The organism is Streptomyces sp. NBC_00212, from assembly GCF_045206365.1.
Classification (GTDB): Bacteria; Actinomycetota; Actinomycetes; order Streptomycetales; family Streptomycetaceae; genus Streptomyces.
In genome coordinates, this window is sequence record NZ_CP108115.1 from 3,425,862 (window position 1) to 3,451,179 (window position 25,318).

Consider the following 25,318-nt stretch of genomic DNA (forward strand, 5'->3'; position numbering starts at 1 on the left):
CCGCGCCCCTGTAGGGCACCCAGCGCTACTGGTCGCGCCCACGCGGCGGGAGCCGCACAATGTCACAGCCCCGCGCCCCTAACAGGACTGGTGCTGGCCCGCACCGGGCATTTCAGCCCGTCCGGCGATTGAGGACGAGCGCCCTTTAGGCGCGAACGGGGTCTGGGGCGGAGCCCCAGGAAACCCGGCTTCCCTTCCCAACCCCCGGAGGGTCTAGGGAAGCCCCGATGCTCGTAAGTAGGGGTTCTGAGCATAGGGGCTGGTCAGGACGCAAGGAAGCCCCGTCCGGCACTGGCCGAACGGGGCTGTCTGTTGTCTGATCTAGGTCGAGGCGCAGAACGACGACCGTACGGCGGTCATCGGCGCATCACGGGCAGCTCGTCCCACTGTGCGCGCTGCGGGTAGTCCGTCACATGGTCCGGGCATGCGTAGTGGGTGTATCCGGCTCCGCCACTCATGCTCTGTACGGCGCCCACGATGACGGGCACGTTGGTCCAGTGGCCGCAGACGGTCCAGACGGGCAGGGGCGGATGAGCGCTGCCGGTCATGCGTGCGCCCCCGCCCGAACGGGAGTGATGTTGGTGGTGGGGTGGTCGTAGTCGACGCCGATTTCTGCGAACGCTGCGGCCCACGACCGCTCGCGCTGTAGATGCGGCAGTCCGGCGCCCTCGCGGAAGATCTCGCGGACGGTCTCCGCGCTCGGCCCTTGCCACGGGGCGCGCCACACGGAAACCGGCTCGGGCTGGTCGGCGGTCGTGTGCTGGTCGGCGAAGAACGCGGCGGAGTGGCGTCCGGCGGGCTTGTGCCAGCGGGTCCACGGGGCGAGTAAGGCGAGCACCCAGCAAAGGGCACGGACGATACGATCGCGCATGGTCGGTCAGCTCCTCGAAAGCTGTCACGGCTGAGCCCCGGCGGACCGTTCCAGCGGTCTTCCGGGGCGCTTTCGGTTCCGAAGGTAGTCATGCCGACCATAGCTGTCTATGCACAGGGGTATACAGGTGCATCTATGAGGCGATATGGCCGGATCGGTACGGTCCGCATGTGATGGAGTTCGACCCGACCCGGCCCAAGTGGCAGCAGATCGCGGCTGTCGTACGGCAACGAATCACCAGCGGTGAGTACCCGCCTCGGCGCCTGGTTTCCGAGGTACAGCTAGAGGGCGAGTTCGGCGTCGCCCGGACGACCGTCCGGAAAGCGACTGCCGCATTGCGTGAAGAAGGGTTGATCATCACCACACCCGGTATGGGGTCCTTTGTGCGCGACCGGTGCGGAGACAACCCGTAGCCCCGGAACAGCCCAGCTCATTGCCGCCCCTTGCCACGGCAGACATCGCACGGGAAGGGGCACGCGGGAAGCCCGTTACCCGGCGGGATGAACACGACTCCCGACCGCACGTCCAACGCCCCGCCGAACGGCGTCCACCATCCCTCTGGGCTGCCTTCATACGGCGTGCCCTCATAGGGGTCACAGTCACCCCTGCGCAGCGCCGCCACGGTCGGGGCGCTCACGGCTTCCTCTTCACCGGGTGGGGATGATTGCGGATCTCCGCCACAGCGTCGTACGCCGTCCCATGATCTTTCGCCTCGCGCGCCCCGGTCAGCTCCGCCGCCAGCGCCGTGCAGACCCCACAGTCGGCCACGGGCTGACAGCCGTACAGGTAGTCATCAACAAGCCCGGCCAGCTCGACAGCTGGTAGCGGGTAGGTTCGTGGGCTAGTCATCGCTCTATCGCCGTCCCCTCGCGTGGTGCTGATGACAGTCACGCTAGGAACGGCGGAGACGTAGCCTCTACGTTGTTGCGCGGGATTACACGCGAGTTACCCGAGCGAGTTAATAGCCTCGGTGATCAGCGCGCGGGCCTGCGGGCCATGAACGGCCATCTTCGCCAGTTCCTTGAACGCCCGGACGTACAAGACCACTTCGCTCGGCACTGTGACTGTGACGTCCGCTGACAGCAGCTCCACGGCTGCCCGTTGATCGTCGAACACCATGAACGTCTCGATCGGCCACATGCGGCGCGGGGCCGCGCGGGGGATCACACCCAACGAGACGGAGGGCAGCGACATGACCGCCAGGAGATAGCCAAGCTGCCCGGCCATAACCTCGGCGTCACCGAAGCCGTAATACAAGACGTCTTCCTCGATGATCAGCGCGAAGCGGTGGTCACCCTCGCGGATCACGTGAGATCGGGCCATACGGGCCTCTACGGCTTGCTCCACATCGTTGGGGATGTTCCGGAACTCCGTGATGGCAGACAGCAACGCCCGTGCATACGCGTCGGTTTGGATCAGTCCGGGGACGACGTTGGAGCAGTAGACGCGAAAGTGCCGGGTCCGCTCGAACAGGGGCACGGCTGACTCTTGCAGCCTGCGCAGCCCTGTGCGTTGCTTCCTGCGCCACTCGACGTACATCGAATCGGCAGTACGGTTCGCGGCAATCAGATCGGCCGTCTGATCCTCGGCGAGACAGGCCCGGCACCACGCCTTGATATCAGCGTCGGAGGGCGGCGTCTTGGCGTTCTCGATGCGCGACGCCTTGGCGGTACTCCAGCCAGCGCGGGCAGCTAGGTCACGCCCATTGAGTCCAGCGTCCAAACGCAGATCGCGCAGGCGCGCGGCAAGCGCCTCACGAGCTGCCTGCGCGCTGGACGAGGGCGATACGGGCATGAGCTAGCTATCCCGAGTGAGAGCCGTTAGACCTTGAACTCCCCGTGAGGAGTCGCGCGTTGCCACACTGCCTCGAAGGCGGATGAGCACAAGTCAGCGATGGTCGGAGCTTCGGTCCACTCCTCGCCCAGGTACTCGCCGTCTCCCGAGAAGTGCCCGAACCGAACGATTCCGCCGTCGAACACCCAAAAGTCGTTACCAGGCAACGCCAGGTCCGATGCCTGCCGCCTCGGCAGCCAGCTCACCAGTTCACCCGCCGCAACGTTCATGAACGTGCCGTCATACTCGAAACGGATGTACTGCGAGACAGGCTCAGAAACGATGCGGGCCCGGCGCACCACGAGACCCCGCGCCACAGTCTCAGAGATCAGCGAGTGCCACGGGCGCCACCACGACGCACGGTCGTTCGGGTCATAGCGCTTGCCCGCCTTCCACTCGGCGTAGCGGCCGGTCTCGTTGTCCGCCGCGTAGGAATCGCGCATCTCCAGATGCACAGCGGATCGGGTGCTACGGGCTAGCACCTCATCGAAGTCGAACACCGGCCCGTTCTGCCTCATCACACGCCTTCCTGATAGCGGCCACCATCCGCAGGGGCAGCCGCACAACCGCTTCGCTGTCGGGGATAGGGCCGGTCTTCAGGCATTCGGCTAGCTTCGCCTCGTCCGGCTTCCACCCTTGGAACAACATCTCTTCAGCTTCCAGGTCAACCCACACGGTCGGGCAGTTGCGTTCGTCCGTGTCGGGGTCCTTGCCGAAGAAGAGTAGGGACATGATCGCCTCCGCTGTCGAGCGAGTTGCGCACCGTTGCACGACCATCACTCTCTCAGCAGAACAGCGTCAAGAGGGCGCGTTCCGGGCGAACTTGACCGATGCGGATACGCAGAAAGCCCCCGCACTCGTCGCCCCGATGGGGATAACGAGCGCGGGGGCTTTGGGGTGGGCAGGTCAGCCGGCGAGGACGCTGGTCAGCCGTGCGGCGGCCTTGCCGCCGAACAGGGCGAGGCCACAGTAGAAGTCGATGCGGGTGCGGTAGACCGGCTTGTCGTGGGACTCGCCCAGGTCGGTGGTCTGCACGCCGCCGTTGGTCAGGCCGGTCACTCCGGCGTCGGCCTCGGTGGAGCCGAAGCGCACGGCGTAGATGTCACCGGTCTGCTTGGCCCCGGTCCCGGCCGTCAGCGGGAGTACGTCGGTGCCGTCCAGCTTCTGCCCGGCGTCAAGAAGCGGGATGCCCTTCCAGGTGGTGGTGCGCTTCCCGGCGATCTCGGCCGAGAGGAGTTCGGCACCGCCGAGGCGCCGGAATCCGGACTCGATCTTCGCCCGGAGCGCGGCGTTCATGTACAGCGCTCCGTTCGTGCCATTGATGCCGCGCACCTGGGCGACCAGCGCGTCCAACGTGTCAAAGAAGTCATGGCCGTTGGCGACCGGGCCGACGCCCTTCGCGTCCAGGACCTGACCGCCAAGCAGCCGCTTGCGCAGCCCGTCGAAACCCTTCGGGTTCACCTCCACATCGCCGTTGAAGAACTGGTCAGCGAAGTGGACGGAAGCGGCCTTGACCTTCATGGCGGTCTGCACGGCCCGCTGATCGTTGAGGTTGCCCCGGGTCTGCACGATGAACTTGTCCACGTCGGCGTCACCGCCAAGGATGGCGAGCGTCTCGATCCGCTGGTTCAGCGTGCCCGTGCTCTCCGGGTAGGCCTCATTCACACCCCGGAACGAAACCCCGGGAAGGGTGGATTCCTCGTTGTACCGGTAAGCGTTGCCCGCCACCGTTATCAGCGGGAGCCGGTCCAGGATCGGCGATTCCTGAACGAACGTTTCGATCACGCCACGCTGAAGCTGGTCAAGAGAGAGCTTCGCGGATTCAGCAAGAGTCAAAGACATGAGTAATTCCTTACTTCGGAATGGGTAAACGAAAAGGCGCCGCTGCTATTTACTGGCGGCGCCCACAGAAATGGCCTAATGAGCCATGCGAGAAAGTCATCTCCCTGCCGCGCCGGAAGGGGCGGAGAGGGGAGTACCCGCCTGGTCGGCGAGTCAGAACGGCGGTGCTTTCGGCGCCTCCTCGGCGGCCCAACCGCCCGGTTGATGCTTCGCTGTCTCACGGCTATGACACGACGTACACAGCGGACGCAGACGCTCGAACGCATCCGGATTCGCCACGCCCCGAGCCACCAACTCGCGGCGGCTCACAGGGAAATGGTCCGCAACGTTGGCCGTGCGACCGCACAGCACGCACCACGGGTTGGCGTACAGATAGGCGGCCCGGATGCGTGGCCAACGGCGCCCATACGAACTGCCACCAGGCGTGACCCTCGTACGGTTCGCCTCACGCTCGTGACGCTCACAGCGCCCGCCAGTGGTCAGCTCGGGACACCCGGGGACAGAACAAGGGGGGCGGGGTCGTCGGGGCATGGGGGCACCTTCCGAGGGGTGGGGTAGTTGCCCCAGGTCAGGGCTGACATGTGGCGGTGTGTTCACGCCACACTGTCGGTTCTCAGCCGTTCCGCACAGAGTCGCTGTTTGGTGACGCTGCGTCCTGCGACTCTCTGGTCAAGGCGGCAAGGTGCTGACCAGTGAGGGGGCTGTCATGTCTGAGGAAAGCGGCGGCGGATACAGCCAGCAGTACCACTACAACGTCTACCCCAGGACTGCCGATGGGCAGATCCAACCGGACGGTTCCGAAGTAGCCCAGGCGCCGGAGGAAGCTGACTTGAACGCCATCCCAGTGGATGACAAGCAAGCGACCGCCGAGGTAACCGACTTGGGCTTGATCCCTGCTACGGAGATCAAGCCCGAGGACGTGGGCACGCTGAGCCTGCGCTACACGGACGGCGTGCCCGTCCTGGTCGTCAGCGGCGGAACCGTCACACCCGCAGCGATCCGAGTCGTTGACGGGACAGGCAAGACCGTGGGGAATTACGCGGCGGCTCCCATGCCGGTTCTCAGCGCGCGCAGCGGCGACAACAAGGGCAGTGTCTTCCTGGCAGGCGTGAAGTTCGAGTTCTAGTCGGCGCTGCTGATCCGACAGACCCGCCCCAGTGCGAGCCATTCCGTGGCCGCACCGGGGCGGAGCCATGTCCGAGCCTGGTCAGCTCGGGGCACCCGGGGACAGAGCACGGGGGGCGGGGCTTACGGGGCATAGGGGATCACCTCATGCCAAGGGGGTCTGGTTCAGGGGCTGTTGGGCATGCCAAGATCAGGCACAGTCCGTAGCGCCACAACTACCAAGGGGAGTCGCATGTCTGATGAGCAGGGAACACCGAACCCCGGCAAGACCTACACCGTGAAGCCCGGGGACATGCTCTCCACGATCGCGAAGCAACAGTACGGAGACCCCAACCAGTGGGAGAGGATCTACAAAGCAAACGCCGTGCAGATCGGGCCAGACCCCGGCAACCTTCGACCGGGCATGGTGCTGACCATCCCTGAATAGCCCACCCCCGCCCCGGGACAGCGCACCAACTCCGTGCCGGGGCGGAACCATGTCACGCCGTCCGAGCCTTACCGAACTCCGTACGTGTCTTCAGCCCATGGCATCCGTGGCACAGCACCTGAACATTGCTGTCTATGTCCTCGCCACCCAGGGACAGCGGGCGCACATGGTCCACGTCCACCCCGGAAGCGGGGAAGTCACCCAAGCACCAGGCGCACCAGGCCGAGCCCCGTTCCTGCACTCGCCGGCGGAGCCGAGCCGCAGCATCAAACCGCTTCGCACGCCGCCTACCGCGTGAACGACGAGCCCGAACCGAGGGACGGTCCTGGTGTTCCTGGTCGTGAACTGTGCAGCGTCCGCGATGTGTTGCGGGCTCGATACAGTCGATGCAGCGCATGCGTGCCCCCAGTTTCGTTCTGATATCTGAGTAACGGGCCGTGCCTCATGCCCGAATCCATCGTTTTGTTGGTTATGAAGAAGATCGTTGCAACTGCCGCCCTCGCCCTCGGAGCCGCTGCGCTCGTTGGTGCTCTCGCCGCATCCGCCAGTGCCGCACCTGACACTGGCGTGCATGCCGGGCTAGACATTTCAAAGATCGGATTGCGTGACCTTCGAACGAAGGTCGCCATCATTCCGCAGGAACCAGTCCTCTTTGTTGGGTAGGAACCGGTCCTCTTCTAGCTCTGTGCGGCAAGCGAACTGTGTCGTCCCTGCCGTGGACACCCTGAACGTTCCTCTGTCAGTGTGACGTTCCTGAGTATCTTGGTGTCCGAGCTGGCGAGGCTGGACAACGAGGGGACTGCACGCGCTTACAACCCCTTTCGGCTCGCCCTGGTGGGCGGGTTACTCGTGGGCGGTGCAGTCCCCGCACGCGTTGCCTCACGACCCCTGCGACCACCCCGGTAACGCGGGGCGCGTGGTGCACGGGCAACGCTTGTTCCGAGAGCGGGCACTCAGTCCGCCGGATTCCCCCGTTGGGTGGGTGCGCGGTAGTCCCGCTCTCGGAAGTAGTGGGGAGCAGACCTTGCCGAGCCTCACCGTTTCGGAGTCAGGTTCGGCCGGGGCTTTCTCCCGGTCATAGTGGGGAGCAGACCTTGCCTGGCACGCTGCGCGGAAACGGGTTGGTCTTTCTCCCGGTCTTAGTGGGGAGCAAGCCTTGCCCGCCCCGTACTAGGCGAGGGGGGTGGGTTTCTCTCCCGGGCATGGTGGGGAGCAAGCCTTGCCCGGGGCTGATCGGTGATGCTGTGCCGTTCGGGACGGCTGTCTCTCTTCTTCTATATTTTTTCTACGTGTTCTAAAAAAGTGGTGTAAACCAACACTCCAACACCCCTCGTCCCGCTGTTAGGCAGTCCAAGCCCGAGGGGTCGCCAGCGAGCGGCTTACGGGGCGCCCCATGCGCCCGTCTGCGGGCATGGGAAAGCCCCGGCGGTCCGAGGACTGCCGGGGCTTGTGCGGACCGGTCGTACTGCATTCCAGGACGAGCCTGTAAGGCACCGGGCCTAGCCCGCACGCCCATTCTGGTGCGGGGTGCAATGAGCTTATCGGGCTGCCGAGAGGTCAGCGGTTCGGCCAGTTGGGGACCGGCGAACGCTCGCCGGTCACGCTGACGTACTCCACCACGTTCAGCAGCCGTTGCGCCGTGTGCTCGTCGCCTCCGTACAGCACGTTTTGCGCTCGTCGTCCGAGAGCCTGAACTGTTTCCTCCTTGTCGGTGATCTCCCCGGTTTCGTACAGGCGGGAGATCAGTCCACCATCCTGGTGGGGCTCCAAGATCGTGTGCACATCTGCATCGTTCAGGATGTCCATGCAGGCAGCGTACGAACCACACAGAACCGCATGGGCCCGTTCTAGCCGCTTGCTTGCGGGCAACATCAGCCCCGGCGGGCACACGGGCTAACCGGGGCTGTCTGCGGCTAGTTAGGCAGCCGTGGCGAGTGTCTGCGGGGTCAGATTGCGGTGCGCCGTTGCCCCCGCCGTGGGCGCGTGGTGCGGGTTGTGCTCGGTGGCAAGCTCGTCCGCCATGGTCGCGTTCTCTTCAATGGCGGGGTCAAGGTCACCGGTGATAGTGAAGTCCACACGGCGCAGGTCGAGCCGTCGCCACCCTCCCTTGGTGCCGCGCTTGACCATGAGCCGTGCCCCCGCGTCGACGAGCATCGTTCGCCGCGCCACGGTGTCCCCGTTGTTCCAGTCGTCGGCGTAGGTGCGGCCGGTCGACAGGATCTCTCGGCGGGGCTCGGTCTTCTCCCGTGACTCCAGCTCGGCCAAGCGGGTCTCTAGTGCGTCTGCGCGGCGCTGCCAGGCTGCCATGCCCGCTTTGGACTTGCGGCGGCCCTTCTGCTCGTCGTGTTCCTCCATCTCGGCCACGGTGGCGTCAATTTCGGGCGAGGGGTCGTAGCCGGGTATCTCGATGGTGCGGGTGATCTGCACGGGGCCGACCAGGCGCAGGAACTCGTTGTTCACGTATTCGTCTGCCCAGTCCGCGCGCACAGCAGTGGGGGCGGGGCAGTCCGATCCGTACTTGTAGGACGAGCACGAGTAATAGCCCTTGTTCAGGTACATCCGGCTGCCGCATCCGTGGCAGTGGATGACCCGCAGCAGCAACGAGCCGGAGTCCTTCCGCACGGGCGGACGCTTGGCAACCGGCTTAGGAGTGAGCAGCACGCCCACGCGGTCGAACTCTTCGCGGGTCAGGATGGGTGTTTCGGAAGCGAGGACCGGTGCGCCCTGGTCGTCCCGGACCGGGTTGCCGCGGTGCATCTTCCAGCCGAGCAGTGCGGGGCTGGTCAGCATCTTCACGATGGTCTTGTCCCGCCACTGTGCGGGCTTGCGCTTCGGTGTGGCGCTCTCGTCGGGCTCTGCGCTGTTGTTCTTGGTACGTGCCTTGTAGGCGGCCCAGTGCGCGGACGGGGACAGCACGCCGTCAGCGTTCAGCATCCGGGCAATGGCGAGCGGAGCGAGACCGGCGAGCAGGGCGGCAATGATGCGCTCAATGACCTTGACCGCTACCGGGTCCGGGACGAGCGTCCAGCCAACCCCGCCGTGCTCCTTCGGCATGGGGGCAGGAAGGTAGCCGTACGTCGTCTTACCGCCGCCACGCCACCGAAGCGGCATCTTGCGCATGGCTGCCTGCGCCCCGGTCACCCGGTCGCTGGTGGACTGCGACTCGACCTGTGCCGCGAACGCGAGCATGAGCATCATGAGTTCGCTCATGGGGTCGAGCGGGTTGCGGAAGTCGAAGACGAGCCGACCCCCGCCGATGCCCTCGGCGAAGACGAGCATCTTGCGGTGAGACTTGGCCCACTTCGCCAGCTCGTGCATGTCGCCCATGGACCGTATGGCCCGGTCAAAGCGCCACCACACCAGCGCATCGAACTCGTCCGGCCGCGAGAGCCACCCCCCGAGCTGCGGACGCTCGAAGGGGCCGATCTTGGACGCACTCACGTCCAGGTCGACCGCTTCGCGCAGTGCGTCGCCCTCGCCGAACGCGATGCCGAGGGATGCCGCTGCTATGTCGTCTGCCTCGCGCTGACGCTCGGGGCTGGTGGTCTCATCCGTGCGCACCGACAATCGGACGCAACGAACCCCACGCAGAGTCTCGGTGAAGGCTGTTCCTAGGGTTCCGTTGCTCTTTTCCATGCTCCGCGTGGGGAGCAAAGATTGCCTAGGCTGCCTGACCTGCGTAGATACCGCCACGACCTGATCACTCCAGAACACTCAGTCCGGAGCATCGGGAAGGGGCGGGGTGGGGAAGGGCCCCCAGGGCTAGTCCAACGGCAGGCCCGGCGCCGGGTACGCCGACAGCAGGGCCGCCACCTCGCCCCGGATCGCCGACAGCGCCGCCTCGTCCCCGGCCCGCCCCGCCGTCACACCCCGGTCGATCCACTCCGCCACCAGCTCCATGTGCGAGACGTCCAGACCCCGGGACGTCAGGGACGGCGTGCCGATGCGGATGCCGGAGGGGTCGAAGGGCTTGCGCGGGTCGTACGGGACGGTGTTGTAGTTGACGACGATCCCGGCCCGGTCGAGGGCCTTCGCCGCGATCTTGCCCGGCACGTCCTTCGGCGTCAGGTCCATCAGGATCAGGTGGTTGTCCGTGCCGCCCGACACGAGGTCGAAGCCCCGGGCGAGCAGCGCCTGGGCGAGCGCCCGCGCGTTGGCCACCACCTGGTGCGCGTACGCGCAGAACGCCGGCTGCGCCGCCTCGTGCAGGGCGACGGCGATCGCCGCGGTGGTCTGGTTGTGCGGGCCGCCCTGGAGCCCGGGGAAGACCGCCTTGTCGATGGCCTTCGCGTGCGATTCCCGGGACATCAGCATCGCGCCCCGCGGACCCCGGAGGGTCTTGTGCGTGGTGGTGGAGATGACGTCCGCGTACGGCGCCGGGGACGGGTGGGCGCCGCCCGCGATCAGGCCCGCGATGTGCGCGACGTCCGCGACGAGCACCGCGCCCGCTTCCTGCGCGATCTCCGCGAACGCGGCGAAGTCGATCGTGCGGGGCAGCGCCGTGCCGCCGCAGAAGATCAGCTTCGGGCGCTCCTTGAGGGCGAGCTCGCGTACCTCGTCGAAGTCGATCAGGCCGGTGTCGGCGCGCACCCCGTACTGCACTCCGCGGAACCACTTGCCGGTCGCCGAGACGCCCCAGCCGTGCGTGAGGTGGCCGCCCATCGGCAGGGCCATGCCCATCACGGTGTCGCCGGGCTCGGCGAACGCGAGGTACACGGCGAGGTTGGCGGGCGAGCCCGAATACGGCTGGACGTTGGCGTGCTCGACGCCGAACAGGGCCTTGGCGCGGTCGACGGCCAGCGTCTCGACCTTGTCGATGTTCTGCTGGCCCTCGTAGTAGCGGCGGCCCGCGTAGCCCTCGCTGTACTTGTTCTGCAGCACCGTCCCCGAGGCCTCCAGAACGGCCGTCGAGACGTAGTTCTCGCTGGGGATCAGGCGCAGGGTGTCCGACTGGAGCCGCTCCTCGGCGGAGACCAGCGCGGCCAGCTCCGGGTCGGTGGCCAGCAGGGCGGGGTGGGAAAGGGGAAGGCTCATGGCGTCCTCCGGGGTCCGTTGACAGGTTCCCGGGGTGCCCAGGCGGGCGGCACCTCGTGCGGCAGGCCGCGCACGGCTTCCCCGGGGTCGCTTCCCCGCTCGCCAGTCGCCGTGCGTACCGAACACCCTACCGGCCACGTCCGACGGCAAGGTTTCTTCGTCCGGCATCCGAGCGACGATAGAAAAGGGCACCACCGACGCCCCATGCCGCATGACGATCGGAGAACCCGTGTCGACACACGCCGTGACCGAAGACGCCATCCGTTCCGCCGAGGCCCACAGTGCGCACAACTACCATCCCCTGCCCGTCGTGGTCGCCTCCGCCGAGGGCGCCTGGATGACGGACGTCGAGGGCCGGCGCTATCTCGACATGCTGGCCGGCTACTCGGCCCTCAATTTCGGCCACGGCAACCGTCGGCTCATCGACGCGGCGAAGGCCCAGCTGGACCGCGTGACCCTCACGTCGAGGGCGTTCCACCACGACCGCTTCGCCCAATTCTGTACGGAGCTCGCCGAGTTGTGCGGCAAGGACATGGTGCTGCCCATGAACACCGGGGCGGAGGCGGTGGAGACCGCCGTGAAGACCGCCCGCAAGTGGGGGTACAAGGTCAAGGGCGTACCGGACGGGCAGGCGAAGATCGTGGTCGCCCGGGACAACTTCCACGGCCGTACGACCACCATCGTCAGCTTCTCCACCGACCCGGAGGCCCGCGCGGACTACGGCCCGTACACGCCGGGCTTCGACATCGTCCCGTACGGCGACCTCGCCGCGATGCGGGCCGCGGTCACCGACGACACCGTGGCCGTGCTCCTCGAACCCATCCAGGGCGAGGCCGGCGTGCTGGTCCCGCCGCCCGGATACCTCGCGGGCGTACGGGAGCTGACGCGTGAGCGGAACGTGCTGTTCATGGCGGACGAGATCCAGTCCGGGCTCGGCCGCACCGGGAAGACCTTCGCGTGCGAGCACGAGGGCGTGGTGCCGGACATGTACATCCTGGGCAAGGCGCTGGGCGGCGGGGTGGTCCCGGTGTCGGCGGTCGCCGCGTCGTCTCAAGTGCTCGGCGTGTTCCGGCCGGGCGAGCACGGCTCGACGTTCGGCGGGAACCCGCTGGCCTGCGCGGTCGCCCTGGAGGTCATCGCGATGCTGCGCACCGGCGAGTACCAGCAGCGCGCCACCGAGCTCGGCGATCACCTGCACCACGAGCTGGGCCTGCTGACCGGTGCGGGCGCGGTCGAGGCGGTCCGCGGGCGCGGGCTGTGGGCGGGCGTGGACATCAATCCGTCGTACGGGACGGGCCGGGAGATCTCGGAGCGGCTGATGGACCGCGGGGTCCTGGTCAAGGACACCCACGGCTCGACGATCCGGCTCGCCCCGCCCCTGGTCATCAGCAAGGAGGATCTGGACTGGGGCCTCGACCAGCTGCGCGCGGTGCTCGCCGAACGGTAGCCGCCAACTCCCTTACGGGGACGGGCAGTCGGAGCCCGAGCAGAAGACGCTGAGCGCGGTCTTCAGGGTCTGCTCCTGCTCGGGCCACACCTCGGCGGGAGCCGCGGAGAGCACGGCGTAGTGCTGGCCGCCGGGCGTCAGGAAGGCGTAGTCGACGACCTGGCGCCGGTGGCCGAGCTGCTGGTTGTCGTACGCGTAGACGAGCCGCGCGGCCTGCGGGGCGACGCCGGGTACGGTCGCGTCGTTGCCGAGGCTGATCTCCTGGTACCCGGGGTTCTTCGCCAGCTCCCCCGAGGTCTGCTTCAGCGCGTCATATGGGCTCAGGCTCGCCTCGGAGACCAGGTACACCTGGATGAGGCGGGTGCGGTCGGCGGAGTTGTAGAAGACGCCCTTGGGGCCCTGGTCCTCACGGGTCCAGCCCTGCGGCACGTACAGCCTGAACCCCTTGGGGTCCTGGGCGAGTTGGAAACCGGCCGGCACGGTGGTACTGGGCGAAGGGGACGGCGGCGCGGACGGGCTGCTCTTGCCGTCGCCCGTCCTGTCCGGGGTGGCGGAGGCGGAGGCGGGCGAGGTGGCCTCGGCCTTCGCGTGGTGCGTCCCGCCGTGGGCGAGGAGCCAGCCGCCGCCCGCGCCGGCCACGGCGACGAAGACCATCGCGGCGACCACGGCGACGGGCACGCGCCGGCCGGGGCGCGGCTCGGGGAGCGCCGGGGGTTCCGGCTGCGGGCCGACCGTCCGGTACGGGTCCGCGTGGGTGTTGTCGTACGCGTTGCCGGGGACGAGGGGCGGCGCCTCCGGGACCGGTGGGGGTGCGGGGGGTGGTGGCGGTGGAGCCGCCGGGGAAGCGGCGTCCCGTACCGTCTCCCACTTCTGGGTGGCCGCGTTCCAGCGGACCTCGTCCTTGCCGCCGCTCACCTGGGCCTCACATCCCGATCAGGTCGCGGACCCGCTGGACCAGCGTCTCGCCCGAGGCGAGGAGGCCCGTGAGGGTGGTGGCGCCGGCGAGCAGCTCGCCGAGACGGGCGAGGCGGCCGGGAGTGGCTTGGCCCTCGGCGCGGATCTCCTCCTCGGTTTCGGCGAGTTCGGCGTCCAGGGCGCGGGTCTGGTCGTTGCGCACGAGCTGGGCGAGCCCGGTCCTGAACTCAACGATGGCATCGAGGAGTTGACGGTGCGCCTCGTCGTCGGCGGCGCCCGCGCGGTAGACGCTGGTCACCTTGTTGTGGTCGCCGACGGAAACGGATCCGGTCACCCCGCTGATGTGTACGGATCGCTGGTCTCGCGGCGTGCTGTCGTCACCCGGTGTGGTCATTTCAGCCCTCGTTCCTGACGGTGTTGTGGTCGCCGACGCTGATCGCCCCTCGGGAGTTCTCGATCATGACGCCGCCCTGGGCGACATTGACGATCTTCTGCTCGAACTGTCCGGTGTCGTACCCGGCTTCGTACAGCGCGCTGCGCACGCCGCTGGTCACCCGGTCCTCGATGGACTTCACGTAACGCCGGTAGTCCATCGCCTGGAAGAGGGAGGTGTCGGGCGCCGCGGCGAGTTCGCGTACGGAACGGGCGGGGCCGTCGGGCAGCGCCCGGCCGTATCCGCCGGTGAGGCGGTGCCAGGTGGAGCCGATCGCGCGGCCGATCACGAGCAGCGAGCGGAACGCGGAGCCCGGGGTGCGCACAAGGGCCCAGGCCGCCTTGCCCGGCGGGGTGCGGCAGTTGAAGTCGTGGGCGGCGCGGTCGGCGCGGAAGAAGTCCTCGCGGAGCGGGGGCAGGACGTGCGGAGCGATTTCCAGGACCAGCATGCCGCCCTGGGTGTGGACGCGTACGAACACGGTGGTGACGAGGTGCTCCTCCCAGCCGCCGACCCGGATCCGCAGGAAGTGCCTGCGCGCCTCGCCGCCCTCCTCCAGGGCGGCGGCGCGGTGCTGCTCGAAGTCGCCGTCGCGGTAGGGGGCGTGGATGCGCGAGGGGAGCCCCTCGACGGGCAGGAAGACGTACTCGGTGACTTCGAGCTGACGCAGCCGGTCGCGTACGGCGAGGGCTTCGGCGGCCACCGTCGGCGCGGGGATGCGGAGCTGGGTGATGAGGGGTTCGACGATGCGCAGGATCTCGGCGTTGCTCACCCGGGTCGGACGCCGGTCGCCGAGCGACTTGCGGGGGCGCAGCTGGATGGTGACCGACCAGGGCTCGAAGGGGTCGCCCGCGCCGCGGAAGGGGGCGTCGGCGCGGTAGACCGCGAGCCGGGCGTGCTGCTCGACGCGGATCATCGCGGCGAGCCGCTTGAGCCGTCCGTTGTCGTTGCTCTGCGCGGGGTCGGCGGCGAAGTCCTGGAAGCCTTCGGGCGACAGCTCGCCCGCCATGATCCTGGCGAACTGGAGGCGCTGGAGGCCGACGCAGAGCGCGAGCACGGCGATGCAGGCGGCGACCCCCCAGGCGAGCCCGGGGCTGAAGCCCTGGCTCGCGACGTCGAAGGTGCCGCCGCCCAGCAGCCGGGCGGGGCCCGTGACAGCGGTGGGCACGGAGTTGGCGCCCTCGAAGCCGTCACCGAAGGCGTCGTATCCGCCGTCGCCGCTGCTCCCGTACCCGTACGAGCCGTGGTGCGAGGCGGCGTCGAACCCGCCGAACAGCGAGATCACAAGGACGACGCCGAACAGCCCCAGGAGAACCCGCGCCCACCAGCGCAGGACGAACGCGGGGACGGTGCGGTACCAGGGTGCGGGCCGGGCGGTGCCGCGGATGAGGCGGGCGATGCCGAGCTGGAGGCAGGGGCCGAGGACCAGGAGGAGGGCGCTTTGGGTGACGACCACGCCGAGCACCCAGAGCACGAGGATGCCGAGCGCCCAGGCGATCTCCAGGTTCCGGGCGCGCAGCGCGTGCGCGAGGACGCGGGCCGCGTCGAAGCCGAGGGAGGGTGCGGTGACCCGCTCCTCGTGGACGTACAGCTCGTCGATGACGGCGTCGCGGTACTCCTCGTCGAGGTAGCTGCCCGCGGCCATGAGGCGGGTCGCCTCGCTGAGCGAGGGATGCACCGGCGGCAGCCCGCCGGGTTGCCCCGTAGCCTGCGCCTGCTGCGGCACGTGAGCCTGCGTCATGTCCTGCTCCCCCGAGACGATGGGCGTACGCCGCACCCCTTCAACTTCCTTGCATGGAAGGGATGTTCGGGCGCAGCCAGGGTGGACATGGTAGCGACGCGCCGCCGCACATGCCGCCCCGTTCACACCGTCCCCACGGGTTCTCCTGAGGCACGCTGGAGGAGCACGGGGTTGCAGAGGGGGCGCATCGCCGGGGCTCTGCCCCTGGCCCCGCTTCCGGCTGCGGACCGTGGGTGGCTGGTCGCTCCCCCAAGTTCTCGGCTTCGCTCGAACAGGGGGGACCCCCATCGCGGCGGAGCCGCATATGTCACAGCCTCGCGCCCCTAGCAGGATGGATCCTGGCAGGGGCGAGCATTTTCAGCCCGTCCGGCGTTTGAGGACGAGCGCCCTTAAGGCGCGAACGGGGTCCGGGGCGGAGCCCCGGAAAGGGGTGCAGGGGGCGGAGCCCCCGCAGGGGTCTGGGGCGCAGCCCCAGGGCTCAGCTCATCCAACCCCGAGCAACGGGCGGGCGGGCGGGCAAATCCCCCCTCACCGAATGACGTGCGGCACAAACCTCGCATACCCGTCCGTGACGAGCCCCTCCGACTCCCGGATGCCCAGCCCCGCCGGCTCGTCCTCCACGACCCACGCCCCCAGCACCACCCGGTTCCCCGAGAAGTCCGGCAGGGGGGCCAGCTCCTGGTAGCAGCAGGGCTCTTCGGGGCGGGCCGGGGCCGTCCCCGGGGGGTGCAGGGTGACGCCCGCGCCCTCCCGGCCGAGCAGGGGCTTCGCCACGTACCCCCGGCCGGAGGCCAGGTCCCGGGGCCCGTCCAGGTACGCCGGGAGCAGGTTCGGGTGCCCCGGGTACAGCTCCCACACCACCGCGAGCAGCGCCTTGTTGGAGAGCAGCATCTTCCACGCCGGCTCGATCCAGCACGTGGTCCCCGTACCGCCCCCGTTGTCGAGGGTGTCGAGGACCTGCGGCCCGAACTCGTCCGAGGCCAGCCACTCCCACGGGTACAGCTTGAAGCAGGCCCGGATGAACCGGAGGCGGTCGTCCACGAAGCGGCCGGTCATGCGGTCCCAGCCGATCGACTCGACCGACAGCGCCTCCGTGTCGAGGCCCGCCTGCTCGGCCGTCTCGCGGAGATAGGCGACCGTCATGAGGTCCTCGCCCAGCTCGTCGGTGTCGGAGTGGGCGAAGTGCACGGGCCCGGGCGGCAGCAGCGGGGCCTGCCGCTTCCACGCCTCGACGAGGCGCTCGTGCAGCGAGTTCCACTGGTCCGCGCCGGGGAAGCGGTCCTCCATCCAGAACCACTGCGCGCTCGCCGCCTCGACGAGCGAGGTCGGGGTGTCCGCGTTGTACTCCAGCATCTTGGCGGGGCCGGTCCCGTCGTACCGCAGGTCGAACCGGCCGTACAAGGAGGGGAGTTCGACCCTTCGGCGCCACGACTCCGCGACCAGGTCGGCCAGCCGGCCGTCCATGATCCCCAGATCCGCGAAGCGGCCCTTCTCGACGATGTGGGCCGCCGCCGCCATGCACATGCCGTGCAGTTCCTCGACCGTCTCCTCCAGCGCCTCGACCTCCGGCAGCGTGAAGGAGTAGTACGCGCTCTCGTCCCAGTAGGGGCGCAGCGAGTCGTCGGGGTAGCGGGTCAGGGGGTAGATCAGTCCCTGTTCCTCGACGGTCCGCTGCCAGTCGGGGCGCGGTTGTATGCGATGACGTTCCATGTGCGTGCCCTGCGTTCCCGTGTCTCAGCCGCCGCTGGAGTCGCTGTGGCCGCCGAAGCCGCCGCGCGAGACGCCGGACTTGTCGAAGGAGCCGCCGGAGACCTTGCCGCTGCGGCTGGAGCCGCCGTAGTAGTACTGACCGGTGCCGCCGCTCTTGCACTCGTACTTCGGGAGTTCCTTGTACGTGACCGGGTTGACGCAGCGCCGGTCCGGCTCGTCGCTGCACGCGGTGAGCGTCGCGGCGAGCACTCCCATCCCGCCGAGCACCACCGTCGCGGACCTGAACCTTCGCATCGCGGATCTCCCCCGTTCTCGTACCGACTTCGCTGTGGGACGCGTTTCGGCCACACACTAGTTCCCGGCCATCGGCACCTCGCCCCCGGGCTTTCACCGCCCGCCGGGCCTGCGGCTACAGTCCCCCTGTGTTCTTCGGGATGATCTGCGCGCTCGCGTCCGCCGTCTGCTTCGGTACGGCCACCGTTCTCCAGGCCGCCGCGACGCGCGCCGCCGAGCCGAGTACGGGGGCGGGCGCCGGTTCCGGTGTCGACGCGGCGCTGCTCCTTCGCGCCGTACGCCAGTGGCGCTACGTCGCGGGGCTCGCCCTGGACGGCCTCGGCTTCGTCTTCCAGATCATCGCGCTGCGCTCTGTGCCGATCTACGCGGTCGGCGCGGCGCTCGCCGCCTCGCTCGCGGTGACGGCGGTGGTCGCGGCCCGCGTCCTCAAGGTCCGGCTTTCGGGTACGGAGTGGGCGGCGGTCGGGGTCGTCTGCGCGGGCCTCGCCATGCTCGGCCTGTCGTCCGGCGCCGAGGGCAAGGAAGCGGGCCCGGCCTCCCTGCACTGGTGGCTGCTCGGGGTGGCCGCCGCGGTGCTGCTCGCGGGCGCGGTCGGCGGCCGGCTGCCGGACCGCGCCCGGGCGCTGATCCTCGGGCTCGGCGCGGGCTGCGGGTTCGGCGTGGTCGAGGTCGCGGTCCGGCTCATCGACGACCCCTTCGACCTGACGAACCCCGCCCTTTACGCGCTGCTGCTCGGCGGCGGCGCCGCGTTCCTGCTGCTCACCTCGGCGCTGTCGCGCGGCTCGGTCACCACGGCGACGGCGGGCATGGTCATCGGCGAGACCATCGGCCCGGCCCTGGTCGGCGTGGCCTGGCTGGGCGACCGCACCCGGGACGGGCTCGGCTGGCTGACCGTCACCGGCTTCGCGGTGGCGGTGGCGGGCGCGCTCGCCCTGGCCCGCTTCGGCGAAGCCCCGGAGCCCGCCCCGGAGCCCTCGCTCCAGGACGTACAGGAGCGCTGAAACCGGCCGTACCTCTACGGAAGCGCGTTGCACAGCGCGTCCAGCGCCCCCGTCCACCCCGAGTCCGGCGGCGTCCCGTACCCCACCACCAACGCGTCCCGGTCCGGGGCGAGTTCGGGGTGGCGGTAGCGGGAGAGGCCTTCCAGGGCCAGGCCCTGCCAGGTCGCGGCCCGGATGATGGAGCGCTCGGTGCCGGGCGGTAGTTCGACCAGGGCGTGCAGCCCGGCCGCGATGCCGCTGACCCGGACCTCGGGGGCCCGCTCGGCGAGCGCGGTCACCAACTGGTCGCGGCGGCGCCGGTAGCGCAGCCGCATGCCGCGCACATGACGGTCGTACGCGCCGGACCGGATGAACTCGGCCAGCGTCAGCTGGTCGAGCGCGCCGCCCGCCCAGTCCCCGCCCTTCGCCTGCGCGACCTCGTCCGCGAGGTGCCCGGGCAGCACCATCCAGCCCAGCCGCAGCCCGGGCGCCAGGGACTTGCTGGCGGTGCCGATGTAGACGACGTGCTCGGGGTCGAGACCTTGAAGCGCGCCGACGGGCTGGCGGTCGTAGCGGAATTCCCCGTCGTAGTCGTCCTCCACGATCAGCCCGCCCGTGGTGCGCGCCCAGTCGACGGCGGCCGCCCGCCGGTCGGGCAGCAGCGGCAGCCCGACCGGGAACTGGTGCGCGGCCGTCATCAGCACCGCCCCCACCCCCTTCATCTCCCCCAACTCCTGGGTGCGGGTGCCCAGTTGATCGAGCGGCAGCGGCGGGGTGCGAAGGCCCGCGTCGGTCAGCACCTTCCAGTGGAAGTCGAGGCCGTACGACTCGACCGCCACCTCCCGCACCCGGCGGGCCCGCAGCACCTTGGCCATCAGCATCAGGCCGTGCAGGAACCCGGAGCAGACGACGATGCGGTCCGGCGACGCGTACACGCCGCGCGCCCGGGCCAGATAGTCCGCCAGGACCGTGCGCAGCTCGATACGGCCGCGCGGGTCGCCGAAGCCGAAGGCCTCGTGCGGGGCGTCGGTGAGCGCCCGGCGGGCCGCCTTGAGCCATTCGGCGCGCGGGAAGGAGGCGAGGTCGGGCGAGCCCGGCATCAGGTTGTACGTGGGTTTGCGGCGGGTCGGCAGGCGCCGGGTGTGGCTCCGGTCGGGGCGGGCCACGGCGCGCTGGGCCACCGTCGTCCCGGAGCCCTGGCGCGCGGTGAGCCAGCCCTCGGCGACCAGTTCGGCGTAGGCGTCGGCGACGGTGTTGCGGGCGATCCCGAGGTCGGCGGCGAGCGAGCGCGAGGACGGCAGCCGGGTGCCCGGGGTGAGCCGTCCGCTGCGTACGGCTTCGCGCAGCGCGTCCGTGAGGCCCGAGCGCAGGCCCGCGCCACCCACGTCGATGTGCAGATCGACACCGAGAGTTTCCGGAGAAGTGGCCCAGGATTTCACCATGGGAATGGACCATACCCGGGTGCCACACCCCCCGTACCTTCGTCTTATGACCACGAACGAGACCAAGACGTACGCACCCGAGCAGTCCCCCCGCCTCCAGTGGGCCAAGGCCGCGCCCGAGGTCTACAAGGCCATGATCAAGCTGACCGCGGCCGCCGAGCGCGGGCTCGACCCGGTGATCGCCGAGCTGGTCAAGATCCGCGCGTCCCAGCTCAACCACTGCGCCCTGTGCCTGGACATGCACACCAAGGACGCGCTCGCGGCGGGCGAGTCGGTGGAGCGGATCGTGCAGCTCAGCGCCTGGGAGGAGTCGGCGCACTTCTACACCGAGAAGGAGCTCGCGGCGATCGGGCTGACCGAGGCGATCACGGTCCTCACCGACGGCTTCGTACCGGACGCGGTGTACGAGAAGGCCGCCAAGCACTTCGAGGAGACCGAGCTCGCGCAGCTCATCGCGACCATCACCATGATCAACGCCTGGAACCGCTTCGGCGTGACCACCCGCGGCGCGGCCGGCCACTACACACCCGGAATGTACAAGTGAGCACAGCGGCAAGGGAGTTCCAGGTCCCGCAGCAGGTCTACCTGAGCCTCGCGGGGCTCGGCGCGGCCGCCAAGCGGGGCCTGGGCGACCCGGTCCTGGCCGAGCTGGTGATGATCCGCGCGTCCCAGCTCAACCACTGCGCGTTCTGCCTGGACATGCACCTCGCGGCCGCCCGCAAGGGCGGCGAGGCCGAGGAGCGGCTCGATCTCCTCACGGCGTGGGAGGAGGCCGGCTACCTGTTCACCGAGCAGGAGCGCGCGGCCCTCGCCCTCACCGAGGCGGTCACCGTCCTGACCGAAGGCTTCGTACCCGACGCGGTGTACGAGCGGGCCGCCGAGCACTTCACCGAGACCCAACTCGCCCACCTCATCGCGGCGATCACCGTCATCAACAGCTGGAACCGGCTGATGGTGACCCGCCGCACGGCACCCGGAGAGACCGAATGGCACAGCTGAACCCGGCCGCCGCCTTCCGCGCCCTGCACCAGGGGCGCACCCCCGGCGATCCGCTGATCCTGCCGGGGCCCTGGGACGCGGCCAGCGCCCGGGTCTTCGAGGAGGCCGGCTTCCCGGCCCTGGCGACGCCGAGCGCGGGGGTGTCGGCGTCGCTGGGGTACGAGGACGGGTCCACGCCGGCGGACGAGATGTTCGCCGCCGTGACCCGGATCGTGCGGTCCGTCTCGATCCCCGTCTCTGCGGACATCGAGGACGGCTACGGCCTCGGCCCCAAGGAGCTGGTGGACCGGCTCCTGGAGACGGGCGCGGTCGGCTGCAACCTGGAGGACTCCGCCCATGGCGCCCTCAAGGATCCGGCCGGGCACGCCGACTGGCTGGCCGAGCTGCGCGCGGAGGCGGGCGACCGGCTGTTCATCAACGCCCGCGTCGACACGTACATCCGCGGGCTGCCCGAGCTGGGCGCGACGATCGCGCGGGCCCGGGCGTACGTGGCGGCGGGCGCGGACGGCGTCTACCCGTTCGCGGCCCCGGCCGAGCACCTGCCGGAGATCGCGAAGGCCGTGCCGGTGCCGGTGAACATGGCGGTCCTGCCGGACGCCCCGGGACCGCGCCGGCTCGGCGAACTGGGCGCGGGCCGCATCACGTTCGGCCCCGGCCTGCAGATCCGCGCGACGAACGCGCTGCGGGACATCGCCCGCCAGGTGCGCGAGCTGTAGGCGCTGTACGCACATGAGGGTGCCCCCGGCCTTGTGCGGCCGGGGGCACCCTCATCCACGTACCGGCCATGCGTCGGCCGGTGCGCCCGCACCGCGTACCGGCTACTCGCCGTCCGGCTCGTCCTGGGCGCGCAGGCCCGCCACCCACATCGGCATCAGCCAGTGCGTGACGAGGACGCAGAGGAGCACCCGGAAGACCGTTGCTCCGCCCAGGGTGCCGCCCGCGAGCTCGTACCCGCCGGCGGCGGCGACGGTGGCGAGCAGCAGTGCGGTGGTGATGCGGTGGGCGCGCGCCAGGACCTCGCTGCGCTCGGCGCGCTGGCGCTCGTCCAGGGCCCGGCGGCGCAGTTCGAGCAGGCCGCGCGTCGAGGCGTTGATGGCGCCGGTGGCCACGCACCACGGCAGCAGCAGCGCGATCAGCAGGCACGCCGCGACCATCGACCTGTCGATCAGGGCCGCCAGGAAGGCGGTCACGAAGGCGGCGGTCAGCACTGTGTGCACGACGACGAGGACCCGCCTGCGGGCCGCCGTCGCGTACAGCGGCGCCGCCTCGCGCCGGTTCATGGTCTGCTGCATCCACCGGTCGTAACGCGTCAGCCGGCCGTCCATCACTGGTTCCTCCCGTAGGCCTCGTCGGTGAGCGGGCGGAACGGCTTCAGGGAGAACAGCGCCTCCACCGGAAGCCCGAAGTACTCCGCGATCTTCAACGCCAGGTCGAGGCTCGGGTTGTACTGCCCCCGCTCGATGTAGCCGATGGTCTGGTAGTGCGCTCCCACCGCCTCGGCCAGGCTCTGTCGCGACACCTTCCGCTCGGCACGCACCATCGCCAACCTGTTGTGCACCTGCTCGCTCATGTATAAGAAGTACTACATTGATGAGCAGGAACACAACGAGCGGGGAGTTTTGATGTTCGGACTCAAGGAACTTACGGTCCTGGTGCTGCGCGACGCGGACGACATCGCGCAGGCGCTGCGGGAGGCGCTGGAGGGTGCCGGCGAGGCGGAGCGGCCCGGTCTTGAGGCGGCCCTCCGGATCGCCGAGCGGGCGGCGGCCGTACCGGACCGCGAGCTGCGCGGGCGCTGGGTGCGCGAGCAGCGGGCCTCGGTCGGCTACAAGGGCCCGGACGACGAGTCGGTGCGCGCGGTCAAGGCGCTGCGCGACGCCCGGCCGGAGCTCAGCCTGCTCTCCGCCGTCCAGCTGACGAAGGACGCGGTGCGGTAGCCGGGAACGGGCGAAGCCCCGGCAGTGGCTGCCGGGGCTTCGTCGATGCGCTTGCTGCTCGGCTCAGATGAGGCCGAGCTCGCGCACCGCGTCGCGCTCCTCGGCGAGTTCCTTGACGGAGGCGTCGATGCGCTTGCGGGAGAACTCGTTGATGTCCAGGCCCTGGACGATCGAGTACTTGCCGTCCTTCACGGTGACCGGGAAGGAGGAGATGAGGCCCTCGGGGACGCCGTAGGAGCCGTCCGACGGGATGCCCATCGAGGCCCAGTCGCCCTCGGCGGTGCCGTTGACCCAGGTGTGCACGTGGTCGATGGCGGCGTTGGCGGCCGAGGCGGCCGAGGACGCGCCACGGGCCTCGATGATCGCGGCGCCGCGCTTGGCGACGGTCGGGATGAACTCGTCGGCCAGCCACTGCTCGTCGCCCACGACCTCGGCCGCGTTCTTGCCCGCGATCTCCGCGTGGAAGATGTCCGGGTACTGCGTCGCCGAGTGGTTGCCCCAGATGGTGAGGCGCTTGATGTCGGAGACCGTGGAGCCGGTCTTCTTCGCCAGCTGGGAAATCGCCCGGTTGTGGTCCAGACGGGTCATCGCGGTGAAGCGCTCGGCCGGTACGTCCGGGGCCGAGGCCTGCGCGATGAGCGCGTTGGTGTTGGCCGGGTTGCCGACGACGAGGACCTTGATGTCGTCCGCGGCGTTGTCGTTGATGGCCTTGCCCTGCGGCTTGAAGATGCCGCCGTTGGCGGACAGCAGGTCGCCGCGCTCCATGCCCTTGGTGCGCGGGCGGGCGCCGACGAGCAGGGCCACGTTGGCGCCGTCGAAGGCGACGTTGGCGTCGTCCGTGATGGTGATGCCGCGCAGCAGCGGGAAGGCGCAGTCGTCGAGCTCCATGGCGGTGCCCTCGGCGGCCTTCAGGGCCGGGGTGATCTCCAGGAGGCGCAGGTTGACCGGCACGTCCGGGCCGAGCAGGTGACCGGAGGCGATGCGGAAGAGCAGCGCGTAGCCGATCTGGCCGGCCGCGCCGGTGACGGTGACATTCACGGGAGTGCGGGTCATGGCGATCTCCGTTAGAAACAGCGGGTGGTGGGGGGTTGCCCCTCGTTTCCGGGCACCCCGTACGCCGGAAACCTGACGTGCGACCGTCTGAATCTTGACGTGAAGAGATGTCCAGCGGTCAGGCTATCCGACCCTGGGCGTCCCACACCCCCGTACACCTGTGGGACGCCTCACGCTGATCGATCATTGACCGGTAGTGGCCGATCCCGCCGTGCCCGTTCAGCCCGCGACGGCCTTTCCGGCGGCGCAGCCGCTCTTCCCGCTCTTCAGCGTGGCGCACGCCTTCGCGGCCGCCGGGCCGTCGACGGCGAGCATCTTGGTGTACGTGTCGCGGTACGCGTCCGCCACCACCGCGTCGCCCGCCGTGCCGCCCGAGCTGATCTGCACCCGGTCCCCCGGGGCGACCTGCTTGAGGCGGGCCCAGGCGGCCCGGCACGTCTTGCTGTACCGCACCTCGACGACCGAGACGCCGACCTTGGCGCTGCCCACCGTCTGGACCAACTTGTCGGTGCAGCCCATCGCTTCGGGGTCCTGGCCGGTGCAGGAGGCGGCCACGCACTTGACCCCGGCGGGCAGCGCGGGCGGCGACGCGGAGTGGCTCGGGGTGGGCTTGGCCTGCGGTTTGCCGTCGCTCTTGCCGAGGTCGGTGAGGAGCACTGCGGACGTGATGACGAGGAGCGCGCCGACCACCCCGGCCAGGAACATGACGATCCGGCGCCGGTTGTGGCCCGGCCCGGCGGGCGGCTTGGGGGCCCACTGCTTCGCCTGCTTCGGCCGCCGGTCGGTGAGCCCCGCGCTGGGCGACTGGGCGCGCGCCCCGCCCGGCGGCTCGGCAGGACCGAACTCGCCGAGCGCGGCCCTCGCCTGGGCGACCCGGGGGGCCTCCATGGTGCGGTCGTGCCGCTGCTCGGAGCGGCTCCAGGCCCGCTCGGCCAGCTCCCACATGGTGGTCAGATGGACGGGATTGGTGCCGGTCACCTCGGCGAGCGCGAGCACGGCCGCCTTGGGGGCGAGGAGGCGGCCGCCGAGATACCGCTCCCAGGACGTCTTGCTGTACCCGGTCCGGTCGGCTATGGCGGCGACGCTGAGCCCGCTGCGGTCCACCAGCCTGCGCAGCTGGCTCGCGAACTCCCGTACCTGCGGGTCGAGTTCCTCCGGCAGCGCCTTCCAGCGAGGCATCGCTCCCCCAAATTTCCGTCACTACCCCCAGGGATGCACGGGCCCAGGATGTCAGTTCC

Annotated in this window: 31 protein-coding genes; 10 read left to right on the forward strand and 21 right to left on the reverse strand. The window is 69.6% G+C overall.

The window, feature by feature from the left end; all coding sequences use genetic code 11:
- Window positions 1–356: 356 nt before the first annotated feature.
- Together OHA17_RS15500 and OHA17_RS15505 are read right to left on the reverse strand one after the other, a co-directional pair.
- The gene (locus OHA17_RS15500) at window positions 357–548 is read right to left on the reverse strand and encodes a hypothetical protein (protein ID WP_406507150.1); all 192 of its coding nucleotides are present in this window, start codon (window positions 546–548) and stop codon (window positions 357–359) included.
- Complete coding sequence (locus OHA17_RS15505) at window positions 545–871, reverse strand: hypothetical protein (protein ID WP_406507151.1); 327 nt, start codon at window positions 869–871, stop codon at window positions 545–547. The genes OHA17_RS15500 and OHA17_RS15505 overlap by 4 nt, the downstream gene beginning before the upstream one ends.
- A 173-nt stretch (window positions 872–1,044) precedes the next feature.
- On the opposite strand from OHA17_RS15505, the gene OHA17_RS15510 reads away from it, so the two are divergent.
- Entirely contained in the window at window positions 1,045–1,284 is a 240-nt protein-coding gene (locus tag OHA17_RS15510) for a GntR family transcriptional regulator (protein WP_406510726.1), read from the forward strand.
- A gap of 220 nt (window positions 1,285–1,504) precedes the next feature.
- On the opposite strand, the gene OHA17_RS15515 is transcribed toward OHA17_RS15510, so the two are convergent.
- From OHA17_RS15515 to OHA17_RS15535, 5 genes are all read right to left on the reverse strand, one after another.
- Entirely contained in the window at window positions 1,505–1,720 is a 216-nt protein-coding gene (locus tag OHA17_RS15515; protein WP_406507152.1) for a hypothetical protein, read from the reverse strand.
- A 96-nt stretch (window positions 1,721–1,816) separates the two neighbouring features.
- Entirely contained in the window at window positions 1,817–2,665 is an 849-nt protein-coding gene (locus OHA17_RS15520; protein ID WP_406507153.1) for a helix-turn-helix domain-containing protein, read from the reverse strand.
- Between the two features lie 26 nt (window positions 2,666–2,691).
- Window positions 2,692–3,222, reverse strand: a complete 531-nt coding sequence (locus OHA17_RS15525) for a DUF6879 family protein (protein WP_406507154.1) — start codon at window positions 3,220–3,222, stop codon at window positions 2,692–2,694.
- Window positions 3,188–3,436, reverse strand: coding sequence for a hypothetical protein (locus tag OHA17_RS15530; protein ID WP_406507155.1), 249 nt, complete (start codon window positions 3,434–3,436; stop codon window positions 3,188–3,190). The genes OHA17_RS15525 and OHA17_RS15530 overlap by 35 nt, the downstream gene beginning before the upstream one ends.
- A 174-nt stretch (window positions 3,437–3,610) precedes the next feature.
- The gene (locus OHA17_RS15535) at window positions 3,611–4,546 is read right to left on the reverse strand and encodes a major capsid protein (RefSeq protein WP_406507156.1); all 936 of its coding nucleotides are present in this window, start codon (window positions 4,544–4,546) and stop codon (window positions 3,611–3,613) included.
- A 706-nt stretch (window positions 4,547–5,252) separates the two neighbouring features.
- Between OHA17_RS15535 and OHA17_RS15540 the strand changes: the two genes are divergently transcribed.
- Both OHA17_RS15540 and OHA17_RS15545 read left to right on the forward strand, forming a co-directional pair.
- Window positions 5,253–5,672 carry a hypothetical protein gene (locus tag OHA17_RS15540; RefSeq protein ID WP_406507157.1) on the forward strand — a complete coding sequence of 140 codons (420 nt, stop codon included), beginning with the start codon at window positions 5,253–5,255 and terminating at the stop codon, window positions 5,670–5,672.
- A 231-nt stretch (window positions 5,673–5,903) separates the two neighbouring features.
- A complete protein-coding gene (locus OHA17_RS15545; RefSeq protein ID WP_406507158.1) occupies window positions 5,904–6,098 on the forward strand; it encodes a LysM peptidoglycan-binding domain-containing protein in 195 nt (64 codons plus the stop codon).
- 52 nt (window positions 6,099–6,150) lie between these two features.
- On the opposite strand, the gene OHA17_RS15550 is transcribed toward OHA17_RS15545, so the two are convergent.
- Window positions 6,151–6,495 (reverse strand): HNH endonuclease, encoded by a 345-nt coding sequence (locus OHA17_RS15550; protein WP_406507159.1) that lies wholly within the window; start codon window positions 6,493–6,495, stop codon window positions 6,151–6,153.
- Window positions 6,496–6,542: 47 nt separating this feature from the next.
- Here OHA17_RS15550 and OHA17_RS15555 point away from each other — a divergent pair, with 47 nt between their 5' ends.
- The gene (locus OHA17_RS15555) at window positions 6,543–6,761 is read left to right on the forward strand and encodes a hypothetical protein (RefSeq protein WP_406507160.1); all 219 of its coding nucleotides are present in this window, start codon (window positions 6,543–6,545) and stop codon (window positions 6,759–6,761) included.
- Between the two features lie 894 nt (window positions 6,762–7,655).
- Here the strand turns inward: OHA17_RS15555 and OHA17_RS15560 are convergent.
- The 3 genes from OHA17_RS15560 to glyA form a co-directional block, all read right to left on the reverse strand.
- Complete coding sequence (locus OHA17_RS15560; protein ID WP_406507161.1) at window positions 7,656–7,904, reverse strand: hypothetical protein; 249 nt, start codon at window positions 7,902–7,904, stop codon at window positions 7,656–7,658.
- Between the two features lie 111 nt (window positions 7,905–8,015).
- Window positions 8,016–9,734, reverse strand: a complete 1,719-nt coding sequence (locus OHA17_RS15565) for a recombinase family protein (RefSeq protein WP_406507162.1) — start codon at window positions 9,732–9,734, stop codon at window positions 8,016–8,018.
- 126 nt (window positions 9,735–9,860) lie between these two features.
- A complete protein-coding gene (gene glyA, locus OHA17_RS15570; RefSeq protein ID WP_406507163.1) occupies window positions 9,861–11,132 on the reverse strand; it encodes a serine hydroxymethyltransferase in 1,272 nt (423 codons plus the stop codon).
- A 211-nt stretch (window positions 11,133–11,343) separates the two neighbouring features.
- Here glyA and rocD point away from each other — a divergent pair, with 211 nt between their 5' ends.
- On the forward strand, window positions 11,344–12,579 hold the full coding sequence (gene rocD / locus OHA17_RS15575) for an ornithine--oxo-acid transaminase (RefSeq protein WP_406507164.1): 1,236 nt from the start codon (window positions 11,344–11,346) through the stop codon (window positions 12,577–12,579).
- 12 nt (window positions 12,580–12,591) lie between these two features.
- Here rocD and OHA17_RS15580 read toward each other — a convergent pair whose 3' ends face one another.
- The 5 genes from OHA17_RS15580 to OHA17_RS15600 form a co-directional block, all read right to left on the reverse strand.
- Window positions 12,592–13,494 carry a hypothetical protein gene (locus OHA17_RS15580; RefSeq protein ID WP_406507165.1) on the reverse strand — a complete coding sequence of 301 codons (903 nt, stop codon included), beginning with the start codon at window positions 13,492–13,494 and terminating at the stop codon, window positions 12,592–12,594.
- A gap of 7 nt (window positions 13,495–13,501) precedes the next feature.
- Window positions 13,502–13,888, reverse strand: a complete 387-nt coding sequence (locus OHA17_RS15585) for a hypothetical protein (RefSeq protein ID WP_406507166.1) — start codon at window positions 13,886–13,888, stop codon at window positions 13,502–13,504.
- Window position 13,889: 1 nt separating this feature from the next.
- A complete protein-coding gene (locus OHA17_RS15590; protein ID WP_406507167.1) occupies window positions 13,890–15,665 on the reverse strand; it encodes a hypothetical protein in 1,776 nt (591 codons plus the stop codon).
- A 528-nt stretch (window positions 15,666–16,193) separates the two neighbouring features.
- Entirely contained in the window at window positions 16,194–17,375 is a 1,182-nt protein-coding gene (locus OHA17_RS15595) for a glutathionylspermidine synthase family protein (RefSeq protein WP_406507168.1), read from the reverse strand.
- Between the two features lie 24 nt (window positions 17,376–17,399).
- Window positions 17,400–17,669, reverse strand: a complete 270-nt coding sequence (locus OHA17_RS15600) for a hypothetical protein (RefSeq protein ID WP_344375388.1) — start codon at window positions 17,667–17,669, stop codon at window positions 17,400–17,402.
- 140 nt (window positions 17,670–17,809) lie between these two features.
- Between OHA17_RS15600 and OHA17_RS15605 the strand changes: the two genes are divergently transcribed.
- Complete coding sequence (locus tag OHA17_RS15605; protein ID WP_406510727.1) at window positions 17,810–18,670, forward strand: hypothetical protein; 861 nt, start codon at window positions 17,810–17,812, stop codon at window positions 18,668–18,670.
- A gap of 14 nt (window positions 18,671–18,684) precedes the next feature.
- Here OHA17_RS15605 and OHA17_RS15610 read toward each other — a convergent pair whose 3' ends face one another.
- Window positions 18,685–20,091, reverse strand: a complete 1,407-nt coding sequence (locus tag OHA17_RS15610; RefSeq protein ID WP_406507169.1) for a PLP-dependent aminotransferase family protein — start codon at window positions 20,089–20,091, stop codon at window positions 18,685–18,687.
- Between the two features lie 46 nt (window positions 20,092–20,137).
- Between OHA17_RS15610 and OHA17_RS15615 the strand changes: the two genes are divergently transcribed.
- Genes OHA17_RS15615 through OHA17_RS15625 form a run of 3 tightly spaced genes read left to right on the forward strand, consistent with a single transcriptional unit; the run spans window position 20,138 to window position 21,806 of the window.
- Window positions 20,138–20,635, forward strand: a complete 498-nt coding sequence (locus OHA17_RS15615; protein ID WP_406507170.1) for a carboxymuconolactone decarboxylase family protein — start codon at window positions 20,138–20,140, stop codon at window positions 20,633–20,635.
- Window positions 20,632–21,090, forward strand: coding sequence for a carboxymuconolactone decarboxylase family protein (locus OHA17_RS15620; protein WP_406507171.1), 459 nt, complete (start codon window positions 20,632–20,634; stop codon window positions 21,088–21,090). The genes OHA17_RS15615 and OHA17_RS15620 overlap by 4 nt, the downstream gene beginning before the upstream one ends.
- Window positions 21,087–21,806, forward strand: coding sequence for an isocitrate lyase/phosphoenolpyruvate mutase family protein (locus OHA17_RS15625; protein WP_406510728.1), 720 nt, complete (start codon window positions 21,087–21,089; stop codon window positions 21,804–21,806). The genes OHA17_RS15620 and OHA17_RS15625 overlap by 4 nt, the downstream gene beginning before the upstream one ends.
- A 102-nt stretch (window positions 21,807–21,908) precedes the next feature.
- Here the strand turns inward: OHA17_RS15625 and OHA17_RS15630 are convergent, their stop codons facing one another.
- Window positions 21,909–22,415 (reverse strand): hypothetical protein, encoded by a 507-nt coding sequence (locus OHA17_RS15630; protein WP_406507172.1) that lies wholly within the window; start codon window positions 22,413–22,415, stop codon window positions 21,909–21,911.
- Window positions 22,415–22,660 carry a helix-turn-helix transcriptional regulator gene (locus OHA17_RS15635; RefSeq protein ID WP_053728356.1) on the reverse strand — a complete coding sequence of 82 codons (246 nt, stop codon included), beginning with the start codon at window positions 22,658–22,660 and terminating at the stop codon, window positions 22,415–22,417. Before OHA17_RS15635 ends, OHA17_RS15630 begins: the two co-directional genes overlap by 1 nt.
- 52 nt (window positions 22,661–22,712) lie before the next feature.
- On the opposite strand from OHA17_RS15635, the gene OHA17_RS15640 reads away from it, so the two are divergent.
- Window positions 22,713–23,027, forward strand: a complete 315-nt coding sequence (locus OHA17_RS15640) for a hypothetical protein (RefSeq protein ID WP_406507173.1) — start codon at window positions 22,713–22,715, stop codon at window positions 23,025–23,027.
- Window positions 23,028–23,090: 63 nt separating this feature from the next.
- Here OHA17_RS15640 and OHA17_RS15645 read toward each other — a convergent pair whose 3' ends face one another.
- Window positions 23,091–24,080, reverse strand: coding sequence for a malate dehydrogenase (locus tag OHA17_RS15645; protein ID WP_406507174.1), 990 nt, complete (start codon window positions 24,078–24,080; stop codon window positions 23,091–23,093).
- Window positions 24,081–24,299: 219 nt separating this feature from the next.
- The gene (locus OHA17_RS15650; protein ID WP_406507175.1) at window positions 24,300–25,259 is read right to left on the reverse strand and encodes a DUF2690 domain-containing protein; all 960 of its coding nucleotides are present in this window, start codon (window positions 25,257–25,259) and stop codon (window positions 24,300–24,302) included.
- Window positions 25,260–25,318 lie beyond the last annotated feature (59 nt).